Annotated in this window: 11 protein-coding genes; 9 read left to right on the top strand and 2 right to left on the bottom strand. The window is 44.3% G+C overall.

From position 1 onward, the window contains the following. Positions 1-13: 13 nt before the first annotated feature. Positions 14-799, bottom strand: a complete 786-nt coding sequence (locus FIV04_RS15795) for an ABC transporter ATP-binding protein (protein WP_152469668.1) — start codon at positions 797-799, stop codon at positions 14-16. A gap of 44 nt (positions 800-843) precedes the next feature. After that, on the bottom strand, positions 844-1,617 hold the full coding sequence (locus FIV04_RS15790) for a siderophore ferric iron reductase (protein WP_152470645.1): 774 nt from the start codon (positions 1,615-1,617) through the stop codon (positions 844-846). Between the two features lie 212 nt (positions 1,618-1,829). Here FIV04_RS15790 and FIV04_RS15785 point away from each other — a divergent pair, with 212 nt between their 5' ends. The 9 genes from FIV04_RS15785 to FIV04_RS15745 all read left to right on the top strand — a co-directional run bounded on the left by FIV04_RS15785 (position 1,830) and on the right by FIV04_RS15745 (position 13,208). Then, positions 1,830-2,747, top strand: coding sequence for an AraC family transcriptional regulator (locus tag FIV04_RS15785; protein WP_150896585.1), 918 nt, complete (start codon positions 1,830-1,832; stop codon positions 2,745-2,747). A gap of 191 nt (positions 2,748-2,938) precedes the next feature. Next, on the top strand, positions 2,939-5,095 hold the full coding sequence (locus FIV04_RS15780) for a TonB-dependent siderophore receptor (RefSeq protein ID WP_152469667.1): 2,157 nt from the start codon (positions 2,939-2,941) through the stop codon (positions 5,093-5,095). Between the two features lie 144 nt (positions 5,096-5,239). Beyond that, entirely contained in the window at positions 5,240-6,121 is an 882-nt protein-coding gene (locus FIV04_RS15775) for an iron-siderophore ABC transporter substrate-binding protein (RefSeq protein ID WP_253895568.1), read from the top strand. Further along, complete coding sequence (gene fhuB / locus FIV04_RS15770) at positions 6,121-8,115, top strand: Fe(3+)-hydroxamate ABC transporter permease FhuB (RefSeq protein WP_152469665.1); 1,995 nt, start codon at positions 6,121-6,123, stop codon at positions 8,113-8,115. The genes FIV04_RS15775 and fhuB overlap by 1 nt, the downstream gene beginning before the upstream one ends. A 171-nt stretch (positions 8,116-8,286) precedes the next feature. After that, entirely contained in the window at positions 8,287-9,099 is an 813-nt protein-coding gene (locus FIV04_RS15765) for a crotonase/enoyl-CoA hydratase family protein (protein ID WP_152469664.1), read from the top strand. 97 nt (positions 9,100-9,196) lie between these two features. Then, complete coding sequence (locus FIV04_RS15760) at positions 9,197-10,351, top strand: OmpP1/FadL family transporter (RefSeq protein ID WP_152469663.1); 1,155 nt, start codon at positions 9,197-9,199, stop codon at positions 10,349-10,351. After that, complete coding sequence (locus FIV04_RS15755; RefSeq protein WP_253895487.1) at positions 10,351-11,043, top strand: hypothetical protein; 693 nt, start codon at positions 10,351-10,353, stop codon at positions 11,041-11,043. Before FIV04_RS15760 ends, FIV04_RS15755 begins: the two co-directional genes overlap by 1 nt. Before the next feature lie 185 nt (positions 11,044-11,228). After that, complete coding sequence (locus FIV04_RS15750) at positions 11,229-11,864, top strand: SDR family NAD(P)-dependent oxidoreductase (RefSeq protein WP_152469662.1); 636 nt, start codon at positions 11,229-11,231, stop codon at positions 11,862-11,864. 231 nt (positions 11,865-12,095) lie between these two features. After that, positions 12,096-13,208 carry an NADH:flavin oxidoreductase gene (locus tag FIV04_RS15745; RefSeq protein WP_152469661.1) on the top strand — a complete coding sequence of 371 codons (1,113 nt, stop codon included), beginning with the start codon at positions 12,096-12,098 and terminating at the stop codon, positions 13,206-13,208. The last annotated feature ends 81 nt before the right edge of the window (positions 13,209-13,289 follow it).

The raw sequence follows: 13,289 nt of genomic DNA, 5'->3' as shown, positions 1-13,289 counted from the left end.
TGGTCTCGTTCGATTATTCACACACAACGGCTACTTTTTGACTCGCCAATGTATCCGCTGGAACAGGATGATCGATCAGTTTGATGGGTGATTCATACAACTCTGAGAGTGTTTTCTCACTCAATAAGGTATCGGTGCCACCTTCAAAGGCAATCTCTCCTTGCTTTAGAGCGATAATGTGAGTTGCATAACGCAGTGCTAAATTCAGATCGTGAAGGATAACTATGATACCCACACCTTCATTTCGATTGAGCTCTGCAAGTAAACTCATTAATTGAAATTGATGATGAACGTCCAGTGCTGATGTCGGCTCATCGAGAATCAATAGTGGGGATTGTTGCGCAAGTAACATCGATACCCAAGCTCGCTGACGTTCACCACCAGATAGCTCATCGGCCAACGCACTTGAAAACTGATCTACACCAGTGCGTTTCATCGCTTGTTCAATGATCGCGGTATCTTCTTGATTCCATCGTCCAAAGGCACCACGCCAAGGGAATCGTCCTAATCGAACCAACTCAGAAACTGTTAGGCCAGCTGAAGTAGGAAGCTTTTGTGGCAAATAAGCGATGCGTTTGGCGAGATCTTTACTTTTGAGCGAGCTCAACGAGGTGTTGTCGAGCTTTACTTCTCCCTGTTCTGCTTGCACCTGACCGGACAATAAATTTACCAACGTTGATTTTCCCGAGCCATTATGACCGAGTACCACTGTGAGTTTATCGGTGGGGATCGTTAAGTTAGGCACTTGTAAAATGGTTCGATCATCACGAATCACTTCAATATTAGAGAGCTGGAACATAAATAACCTTTGTTAGGGTAGATACTCAACGTCAACGTCGTCTTTTATCTTGTAGGTTTAGTAGTTTGGCGTTTGTTGTCTGGATGTCGGGGACAATCATCACACAGTTTACGAGAATCACATTTATAGACCAGACAACAGCTGGTTCTAACCAACTTTAACATGCCCGTTTCAGGATCCGTTTTGAGGCTGGTTAAGTGGCGGAGTGGGAGTTCACATGCTTCTAGCCATAGTTTCGCTTGCTCAAGAATATACTCATTACTGAATTCATTATGGTGACGTTGAACCTTGATGAGTGCCGCCAGAAGGTGGTCAGCTAACAAATGCTGAGTAAAGCCCGGGCGAATGCGTGTCCAAGTATTAATTTGCTCTCGATAGAACTCGGCTAAGGCCAGCAGTGCTTTTCCTGCTTCTGGAATTAACTCTTCCGGCGTTCCATGCTTGTGCGCATCAGTGCCGAAGCGGTAGCCAGTGATAAATCCTTTTAAACGCGACTGACCAATATTTTGAATATCAGGTAGTGAGTGCAACGCATAAATGGAAATAAAGCTGACGTATATTGGTTGCCAGCTGAGTAAATCCCAAGTGCGAGTTAACCAATATGGATTTCCTGCTTCCGGATGGTTTTTTGCCAAGCTATCATAAACACGTTTGATCTCGACATGACTACCTGGATTGCTGATAACAATGCTTTTGCCGTAGATGGGCCCGAAGCTACCTTTTAAGAAAGGAGTAACTTCTTTTGAAAGCGAAAATACTTTTTGATGAAGAGGCGGGGCTTTTTTACGGATGACAATGTCGTGAATCTGGGCCAGCATAAGATTGGTATAAATGATAATCAATTTCGTTATCATAACTAAACGATGCACACATCACCATACAAATTGGTGCATTGACGTCGTTTGAAATGGATTTTTTAGGCTGAATAACAAACGATACGTGACCAGAGTAGAGTTAAATGATACTAATATTTGTAAAGTGAATGTTATGTGTCGATCTATCACCCACTCAAGACGAAGAAGTATAAACGTTGAATAAGAATACCCCTGCATTTGAGCGAATTAGTAAGGTTCTAGGTTTTATTCACACTAACCTTAGTAGCCAGCTTTCTTTAGAAGAGATAGCGACCCAGAGCTGTTGGTCTCGTTGGCAGTTGCAGCGCGTTTTTCAGTCGGAGACGGGGATGACAGTGGCGAACTATGTTCGAGAGCTCAAATTAAGCAGAGCCGCTGAACTGCTGTTAGATGATGATCAAAGAGTGATTGATATTGCGATTGCTCTGGGATTCAACTCAGAAATTAGCTTTAGTCGAGCGTTTAAGCAAATGTTTGAGATTAGCCCTAGCCAATATCGAAAAAGTGGTAAAAGGGTTGGCTTGAAGAAACCTATCGAGGTTTCGGATTTCTCTACTGCTCTAGAAGAAGAGAGTGGTGCTCGTTTTGTTGAGGTAAAAATTGATGAGCGTGATGCCTTTTTGATTAAAGGCATGAGCACAGAAATCAGCGGCTTGTTTTCTCTTACGCAGGACTTTGCTCAAAAAGTTCCACAGTTGTGGGCGCACCTTGAGCAGGAAGTGGTGTTACCTAAAGAGCAAGACCTGCGCTTTATTGGGGTTGTAGATATCACCCAAGCGAATTTTGATGGTACTAACCTTAAATATTGGGCTGGTGTGGTATTGGATGAACAAGTCTCTATGCCAACTCTTCCTAGCGTAGTTTCAGAAAAACTAGAAGTGCTTACCGTTCCCAAGCAGACCTATGCAGTAGTCAAGCACAAAGGGCCTATCCAAGGTTTACCTAAAACACTGTCATGGTTTGTTCTAAATTGGCTTCCAGCTTCAGGTTATCGAGGGATTGATGGTTACGAATTGGAAGTGTATCCAAAGGACTATCAATCACAGTCACAAGACGCTGAGATGGAGTATTGGGTTCCAATAGTAAGAGCATAAGCAACCTTAGCTTGTGTAGGGTAATTCATAATTTGACCGTATTTATAGAAGGGTCAATTGCTTTTTTCGTAAGCAGTTGACCCTTTTTTATAGATATTTGCACCAAATTGTTAATTATCGCGCCGCTAGATACATACAATGCAAATGAGATTTATTATTATTTAACTTAAGCATTGGTATCTGAGGGACTCATGAACACCCACACTCATTTCAAGTATTCCGCAATAACTGTCGCGCTCGTTAGTACTTTATCTGCCCCTGCATATGCAGAAGAGTCGAAAACAAACTCTGAGCAAGATGTAGAAACAGTAACGATCCTAGGTAAGGCGTATCGTAATACAGCGACGAAGTCTGCTCTTGAACCAGAGGAGACCCCTCAAGGTATCACTGTAATTGAAGGCGAACAGCTTGAGCAGCGTGGTGTGAAGTCCCTAAATCAAGCGCTTCGTTATGCGCCGGGTGTCGTGACTGAGCAGAAGGGTGCGTCAGTAACAATGTACGACACTTTCTCGATTCGAGGTTTCACTAATAATCAAAGCTACTACGACGGTTTAGTACTGCCATTTTTGACTGGCTGGAACCTACAGCCACAGATTGATCCGATTGCAATCCAACAAGTCGAGGTATTTAAGGGACCAACGTCGGTTTTGTATGGTGCAATGCCACCTGGTGGAATGGTTAATATGATTGCTAAAACACCACAAAGTGATGGCTCTACTAAAGTTGGTGTTGCTACAGGGTCAAGAAATCTAATGGAAGCATCGATTGACACAACTGGGCAGATTGGTGACAGCGATCTTTCATACCGTTTGATAGCTTTGGCGCGTAAACAAGATAGCCAAGTAGATAACGCGGAAGAGGAACGTTATGTAATTGCTCCTTCTTTAGATTGGCAAGCATCTGATAATACGCTGATTAATTTCAACCTCTACTATCAAAATGATCCAGCAATGGGTACTAACTCTGCGATGCCGTTGGAAGCGATTAAATACCATGATCCATCGGTATCAATGGGGGATAAGAATTGGAGTACTTTCGAGCGTGAAGTACTTATGGTGGGTTACAAAATTAATCATCAATTTAACGACAAATGGTCATTCTTACAGAATGCTCGTTATACCGACGCTTCTCTGTATCAAGAAAACACATATCACCGTTCGACAAACTTCGATCCTGCTACTGGGTCGATGCTTAGAAATGTATACAGTACCGACGAAGAGTCACAAAGCTTCGTGATTGACAACCAAGTCTCAGGTACTGTTTTGGCTGGTGGACTAGAACATAACCTTCTCTTCGGTGTTGATTACATCAAATTGGATGGTGACTCTCTCTACAAAGAGTACACCGCTAATGCTGGTTTCTACGGCTTCAATGTTTACAACCCAAATAATGACCTTTTGGACCGAGACAGTCTTCAAGAGAGTTATCGTGAAACTCATGATATTTCGACTGAGCAACTTGGTTTCTATTTCCAAGATCAAGTTCGTTACGACGCCTTAGTTTTACTTGCTGGTGGTCGTTATGACATGTTTAAAGCAACGGACGACAAACGTAGTGACCAACCAGCTTATGATGGTAAAGATGAAGCCGATCATAATCAGTTTTCTTATCGTGTTGGGGCGCTATATGAGTTAAGCAATGGCTTGTCACCATTTGTAAGTTACGCAACAAGTTTTGAACCAGCTGCTGGTACAGATATTAATGGCAAATCTCTGAAACCTCAGCTAGGTGAACAAGTAGAAGTCGGTGTGAAATACCTGTCTCCTGATATGGACAAGCAGTTCACGGCATCATATTTCCATATCACTAAACAAGATTCTATTGTTGCTGACCCTTCAGACCCTTCAGACCCTTCATACAGAGCTAAAATTCAGCTGGGTGAAGTTCGTTCACAAGGTTTGGAACTTGAAGGGCGTTGGTTTGTTACTGAAGAGCTAGATATTCAGGCAAGCTACACCTACTTGGATATGGAAGTGACTGAAGATGTAAACCCAGATCTTGAAGGCACCACTCCTATTTATGTGCCTGAGCATGCGGCAACACTGTGGGGGAACTACAACGTTTATGATGGCGTCTTAGCGGGAACACGCTTTAGTGCAGGTGCTCGATATATGGGTGAGATGCAAATGGATGCCTCGAATACTCAAGGCATGGTTCCGTCTTACACTGTTGTTGATCTGTCAATTGGTTACGATTTAGGCATGATGTCTGATTCTCTTTCAGGAGCTTCTGCTAACTTCTTGGTTAACAATCTGTTTAATGAAGAGTACTACACCTGCTACGACAACAGTAATTGCTGGTTCGGTGAAGAGCAGTCTGTGGAACTGAGTGTTAACTACGAATTCTAAAGGGTTAAAGTAACCCAAATAAACAAGCAGCCTGAGAAGGCTGCTTTTGTCGTTTAAAAGAAACAACTAAAACCGATAGGGAATAATATGGATCTATTAAATAAAGGCTTACGATTTTCCAAGGTAGGAATTGGTTTATCAATCATGGTTTGGATGTGGTCAGGCCAAGCATTGGCTGAGTTTAAAGTACAAGATAGCGAAGGTACAAAAACCTTACCTGCAGAGCCTGCGCGAATTGCTGCACTCAACTGGGATATTGCAGAGCAGGTGATTGAGCTAGGAGTGACACCTATCGCGGTGCCTGATATCGCCGGATATAATGAATGGGTTGTTCAGCCTCCTATCCCAGAAGGGGCGCAAGATGTTGGGACACGTACAGAACCTAATTTCTCCGTTCTTAAGCAGCTAAAGCCAGATGTTATTTTGATCGCTTCACCGCAGAAAGATCTCGAATCCCGTTTGTCTGAAATCGCACCTGTTCTCTACTATCAGACATACAGTGAAACACATAATAACGCGCACGCTGCGATCGATAACTTCAAGAAAATCAGTCATGTCCTTGGTAAAGAAGAAGTGGCTGATCAAAAACTGCAAGCGATGAATGAAAGAATCGCTGAACTTAAAGGCTTGCTCGATAAAGCATATCCGGCAGACAAACCGAAAGTAACGTCGTTTCGTTTTGCAAGCACCAACTCGGTGTTCATTTACGGTGATAACTCGATTCCTCAATACGCGCTGGAACAGCTTGGCTTTGAAAATGCGATTCAATTGCCAGCCAGCCAATGGGGTATCACTCAGAAACGAATTACAGAGCTTAAGCGCGTAAAAGATGGAATTGCACTGTACTTCGAACCTTTCCCTTACACGGCCAAACTCAATCGTTCACCAGTATGGAAGAGCATGCCGTTTGTGAAGAATAACCAAGTAGGGTCTGTTGCGCCGAGTTGGAGTTATGGCGGTGCGATGTCAATTCTTTACAACGCAGAAGCGATAGCTGAATCAATGCTGGAGCTCGCTGAGAAGTAATGAAATATAACGGGTTAATTGTTGTGGCTGTATTGTTGTTAGCAGCCACCATTCATTTGTGGTTAGGGCAGAGCGATTTTGGGCCCGTATCTTTATTAATGAATGAGGTAGCGGCAGCAGGAAGTTGGTCGGCTCTGCAAACCTTATACTCAGAATCGTTTGAGCTGATGGGGTTTATCGATGTCAATTTACCGCGTTTGGTGATGGCGATATTGGTAGGTGGGTCTCTGGGTACCATTGGTAGCCTTTTCCAGCAATTAACTCAAAACAGAATGATGTCACCATTGACGCTGGGTACATCAGCAGGTGCTTGGCTTGGACTTGTGCTACTGAATGTCTTTGCGCCAATGCTAGTCGGTCAATTTTCGGTCTTTTTTGCTCTATTAGGTGCTTTGGCGGCGATGGGGCTGATTGTCGCGATTGTTGGTCTGAAAAACATGAGCGGCTTGCCGATAGTATTGGCCGGTATGGCCGTCAACTTACTACTTGGCGCATTTGCGACGGCGATTATTCTGCTCAACGATCAATATGCACAGAATCTATTTATTTGGGGAGCGGGTGATCTCGGCCAGAATGGTTGGGAACAAGTTGAATGGCTGCTTCCTAAGCTTCTACCTATTATCGCTATATTCCTGTTTGCACCGCGAGTATTGACGTTGTTATCTATTGGAACCGAAGGTGCTGCAGCTCGTGGCTTAAACATTGGTACCACATTCTTTCTTTTGATGTTTATCGGTGTTTGGCTGGTTTCTGTGTCAATTACCACAGTCGGGGTGATCAGTTTTATCGGTTTGATTGCGCCCAACATTGCTCGCTACCTTGGTACTATTAAGGCGAAACACGAGTTGTACGCGAGTGGGTTATTAGGCGCCTTACTTCTGTGCGCAACGGATAGTCTTGCTATCTTCATGGGGCAATGGTCATTAGATATCATCCCGACAGGTACAGCGACGGCAGTTATTGGTGCTCCCGCGCTGATTTTAATTGCAAGAAAACAGTTAACCGCACAAGACCAGATGTTCTTTTCGATGCCGAAAGGAGCAGAGCAAACTAGTGCTAAAGTCTATCTTGTGATAGGTACGGTAATGCTAGTGTTGCTTGGATTGAGTTCTTTTTCACATCCGTTATCTAACGAGCACTATTTTCAGATTCCTGATGCGTTTGAATGGTCGATTCGTTGGCCACGTATGTTAACGGCTATTTTTGCTGGTGGTGGCTTGGCGGTGGCTGGGGTGATCCTTCAACGATTGGTTTATAATCCGCTTGCGAGCCCAGATATTCTGGGGGTATCGTCGGGGGCGGTATTAGCGTTGATTCTGAGCAGTTTATTGTTTGGTCATTCAATCCATACATTAAGCCCTTGGGTCGCGTTTTCGGGTAGTTTAGGCGCTCTTGCCCTTCTACTTTTTCTCGGAAAGAAACATCAATACGCGCCTTCCATCTTGATCTTAACTGGGATCTCGTTGACCGCTGTATTAGAAGCTCTAGTGCAGTTTTCATTAACACGAGTGGGTGAGGGTAAGTACACTCTGTTGGCGTGGCTCGCTGGTTCGACTTATCGTGTTAAGCCAGAGTCTGCGTTAATTCTTGCTTTAATTATCTCACTGGTCGTTATCACCGCTTTGTCGCTGAGCCGTTGGGTGACCCTTATTGGTTCAGGGCGTCAATTCGCCTCCGCTCGTGGCCTAAATATTTCAACTGCTTACTTAGTGTTACTGTGTTTGGTTGCGGTGTTGTGTGGTGTAGTAACAACAACGATGGGGCCAGTGGCATTCGTTGGCCTATTAGGTCCGCATATCGCCGCTATTGTTGGTGCTCGAACGGTCAAAGAGCAAATTTTGCTCTCAATGTTAATTGGCGCAACGCTTATGTTGTTTGCCGACTGGCTAGGACAAATTGTGGTATTTCCTGCTCAACTGGCGGCAGGCACTCTGGTCTCGGTCATCGGTGGTAGTTACTTTATCTTCCTCTTGTTAAAAGCAAGGCGCGATTGATGAGCCACGTGGTTATGTTGACTTAATCCTAGGCAGTACTTCGGTACTGCTTTTTTATGTGAATCCACATGAATACCATCGACTACGTATCAAATTTACCGATAGATATTTGAGTATGTTAATAAAATGTTTACTCTAAAAGTAAGCCCATGACATCGGATGTCTTACATTATGCCTAATCAAGATCGTGTAACTTGCACTATAGATGACAACAATATCGCGACAGTAACCCTCAATCGACCAGATAAATTGAACGCCATTGACATGGACATGTTTATGGCAGTGAACCAGCTCACTCGAGAACTAAAGAAAAATAAAACTCTTCGAGCAGTGATTGTGACTGCCAACGGAAGTGACTTTTGCTCTGGCCTTGATGTTAAATCACTACTCACCAGTAAAGTAGGTGCATTAAAGCTGCTGTTCAAATGGTGGCCTACCCAGGCGAACGCAGCACAACGCTTTTCAACCGGATGGCGAGAGATCCCATGCCCCGTCATTTTCGCAATTCACGGTAAGTGTTGGGGAGGTGGTTTGCAGTTAGCCTGTGGTGGGGACTTCCGTATTGCGAGCTATGATTCAAACTTTTCGATAATGGAAGGTAAGTGGGGATTGATCCCAGACATGGGAGGCTCGCTTGCTTTTCGAGAAGTGATGCGCCAAGACCATACTTTGGAAATGGCAATGACGGCAAAGGTGATCGATAGCCAGACAGCGAAAAGCTACGGCTTGGTTACTCACCTCTCTTCAGATCCTTACATGGAAGCATACAACTTGGCACTTGAGTGCGTTAACCGAAGTCCAGATGCTATTGCTGCAAACAAAAAGTTGTACCAGAAAACGTGGTGGACGAGTCCCGGTAAAGCACTCATGTTAGAGACTTGGTATCAGATAAAAGTTGGTATGAGCAAGAACATGATTATTGCTGGTCAGCGAGAGAGAAACAGAGAAGAACCGAAAGCTTTTGAGGCAAGGCAGTTTAAGTAGGCCTTGGCTAGTAATACGCGTTATTCCATTTGTTTATAGAGGTTTGAGATACCCTAAAGCTAGTCAAATTATTCACTAGCTAGATGAGCCTCCTTTAATGAAAAACGGTTTACAAATCTCAGTAGCAGCAGCCGCGATTATGGCAAGCCTTAACGTGTCTGCTAGCGGTATCTTTCTCCAAGAAGCAGTGACTGCAAATGCAGGTACCGCAGGTGCGGGTGATGGTGTCTACACTCGTTCTGCTGCTGCCATGTGGACTAACCCTGCCACGATGTCTTATATGGGCGAGAGTAAAACGACCATCAATACCATGGTGTTTGATCTGGAGATGGAATACACAGACAACAATAATCCTTCTGGTGATGGCCGCGGTCACTCAGTTTTACCTTCAGCTGGTGCGTTCCATGCCCACCAAATAACTGACAAACTTCATTTAGGTATTGCACTGGGCGCAGCCGGTGGATCTAGCCTAGATTACGGTAGCAACTGGGCGGGTTCAGCTTTGCTTGAAGACATCACGCTCACAGCAATGCAGATCAACCCTGCATTGAGTTATCAAGTGAATGATCAACTGGCTATCGGTGCCGGTGTTCAGCTGGGTTGGGCAGCTTTTCAGCAAACCACCTCAATGTTAACGGCAAAACAAGACACTGATTGGGCTTATGGTTATAACTTGGGTGTGATGTACACGCCAACCGAGCAGTTGAAGCTAGGCCTGAGTTACCGCTCTAAACTGGAACATGAATTCAACAATGAAGTAAAAGGTCCAATCGGAGGCGATCGTTCACTTGCTACAGATGTCGCTTTGCCTGAGATTGTTGACGTGAGTGCTAGCTACGCTGTCAATGAAAGACTCGATCTATTAACTAGTGTTCAACTGCATCGTTGGAGCGCCTGGGATGAAACTGTTTTAGATTTTGGTGCTGCGGGTGGTGTGCCAATCAAGCGGGATTGGGATGATGTTTGGAAATTGGCTGTTGGTGCTGATTATCAACTGACCTCCGACTGGCGATTAAAGGCCGGCTTTTCTTACGAAAGTTCTCCTCAAGATGATCCTTCAATGCAGTGGGTCGATGTGCCTGTAGGCGAACAATACCGTTACTCAGTCGGTGCCTCTACCTATTGGGATGATATCTTGATTGATGTTTTCTATGAATATGCAGACTTTGGTTCAGTCGAAATGTATCGAGCGGGTGTAGATGGCACATTTGATGGCCGTATCCACTTTGTTGGCATCAGCGCGACGTTCTAATGTATTCAAAATGCAGACTATTCGCAGCGCTTGTTGTACTCATTGGTTCAGCAGAGTTACACGCTGAGGAAAAACATCATGAAGACCCGACTAAAATCGTCACCAAAGCAGGGCTGGCTTATAATGAAGAGCTGAAATTTTCGGGTTCGGTAGGGCTGGATGACGCTCGAATGATTAACGCTCGCATCAATGCCGATGGCGATGAGTGGCGTCTGGGTGGGTCGTGGTTGCTCCCTTTAGGAATCGTTAACTTCAACTTCAGTCGCTCTGAATACGATAACGATGCATACAAGAATAACTACAGTATCGGTACGTTTGTTCCACTGAGTTATTTCGGTTTTGAACCCTATGGCTGGCAGCTATTCCCTATGGCGGGCTATAGTTACAATGATGGTGAAGTTGCCTACTTTGATGACTCTAGCGTTGAAAACGACTATGTCTTGATGCCAACGTCGACTCATGGTGGCTATCTGGGAGCATTTGGCCTAAGGCCAATCAATGAGCGATGGTCGCTGTTAGCGTTTGGTGGTGGTTCTATGGGTTCTGATGACTATTCTGGTTATTGGGCTGGGATAGGGGCTAGCTACAAGATTTCAGATGCACAATCCTTCAACCTTTTCAGTATCTTTGCTGAAGACGATTTTGGGGAAAACAACAGTGTTGGTGTCTCTTATACCTATGAGTTTAATTAAATCCCTTTAGTTTTTAGCTGATTGAGATAAGGCTGGCTTTTACAGTCAGCCTTTTGCTTTTCTGGTTGGCACGCTGGAGTACAGATGTGAAAATACGAATGATTTTCATTTTATTGATCTGTATGTAAGAAACTGCAATGAAAAATAGATAGTATCACCGTATATTCAACTGTTTAGAGGTCTGTATGAAAACTGTCGCAATCTGGGGTGCAGCAAGTGGCTTAGGTGCTGCTATGGTCGAACAATTTCACCAAAGTGGCTTTAACGTTATCGCTGTTGCTAGAAATCCTAGTAAGAACCCACGTTTGGACGAGCTTAAAGTGCAAACCTTAAGCTGTGATGCAACTCAACAAGATCAAGTTGAAGCCACAGTGGAGGCGTTACCTCAAGACTGTTTAGTTGTGTCTAGTATGGGTAGTTTTAGAGCTGAGGTCCCAGTTGACTACATCGGGCATCGTTACTTGATTGATGCTCTACAGAAGCGTGAGATTAAGCGATTTTTATTAGTGACATCATTAGGATGTGGCGATTCATGGCAATATTTATCGGAGCGTGCGAGACAAGGGTTCGGCGCTGCAGTAAGAGAGAAGAGTCTTGCTGAAGCTTGGCTTGCGTCAAGTGATCTGGACTTTACGATTTTAAGACCGGGTGGACTTATGGATGGCGAAATCACTAACCGAGGTGAAGTATCTCAATCGGGCGAAATCCATGGTGTAATTTACCGTCAAGAGGTGGCACGCATCGTAGAGAGCTTGGTGACAGATAACGCGTGTATTGGTGAGATATACCAATGTGTCGATCCAACGGTTAAATATGGTTAATTGCAAGTATTAGCACCCCAAAAGCTGACTATCAATTGGCTAGGTGTTTGTTTCTCAATAAAGGATGCATCAATCTTAATCTAGATTAAGTTTTGGCTTGTCATTAGTCGTTACTATTCGCGTCATTCACGACATCGTTCGTTTTGAACAGTGAAGAGCAATCCTCGATATTGTATCGGAGGTTGCTCTTTTTTATTTGTCGATATCGAAAACAGATCTAGAGGGTTTCACTTGAGTACTTTGTTCACCGAAAATCGCCTTGGCAACATGCTTCTAAAGAATCGATTCATGCGTAGCGCGACCTGGGAAAATATGGCGACAGAAGATGGTCATATGACGGATAAGCTCTATGCGATTTATGAAGAGCTTGCACAAGGACAAGTGGGACTGATTGTCACTGGTTATGCGAACATTGTCGCAGAAGAAAAACCAAATGCAGGAATGATGGGAATCTACGATGATTCGTTCATCCAAGAGTACCAAAAGCTTACCCAACTGGTGCAAAGCTATGGCTCGAAGATCGTTATGCAGCTTGCTTACGGTGGCACAAAAACCACTTATAACATTGGCGAACGTGTCATTTTTGCGCCAAGTGATGTTCCGGAAATAGGCACGAAAACGCAAGGCAAAGCGATGTCGAAGCAAGATATTGACTACATTGTCGATGCTTTCGCTGCCGCGAGCCTAAGAGCAAAACAATCTGGCTTTGATGGCGTAGAAATCCATGCTGCTCATACTTACCTTATTAACCAGTTTCTCAGTCCTTACTACAATCAGCGTCAAGATGAGTATGGTGGCAGCTTAGAAAATCGTATGCGTTTTTTGATCGAAATTTTCAATAAGACACGTGAGCTGGTGGGAGAGGATTACCCAATCTTCGTTAAACTAACTGCTACTGAGTTTTTTGAGGGTGGTTTAACCTTCGAAGAGACTCGACAAATCTGCCAACGTCTTGATCAACAGGGTGTAGACGGCATCATCATGTCGGGGAACGTGCATGGGAAAGCCAATTCTATGGTGGGTGATTGTTACGATGGCTACACCGTGCAAGAAGAGGGCTACTTTCATGAGTATGGTGATATTGTTAGCCGTGAGATCAAAGCACCGGTTATTACGGTGGGCGGACTTACCGATATCGCTGCTATCGAAGATATCGCAAACAACACCGGTATTGAGTACTTTGCTTTGTCGCGTCCTTTGCTTTCGGAACCAAAACTAATTAAACGTTGGCAAGAAGGCGACCGAGCCCCAGTAGAGTGCGAACGCTGCTCTAAGTGCCGAACCAAACGTGGTAATTTCTGTGTTGTCAATAAAGACAGGAAAGCACAGCTAGCACAAATGTAGAAATAAGATACTGTGTAAGTAACAGCACAGGTGCTCTAACCATCTGAAAGGCAGTCCAATTGGGCTGCTTTTCTGTATTCT

This window comes from Vibrio sp. THAF190c, assembly GCF_009363355.1.
Lineage (GTDB): Bacteria > Pseudomonadota > Gammaproteobacteria > Enterobacterales > Vibrionaceae > Vibrio > Vibrio fortis_A.
The sequence above is the reverse complement of the archived record's forward strand: the minus strand, read 5'-3'. Positions and strand labels throughout refer to the sequence as shown.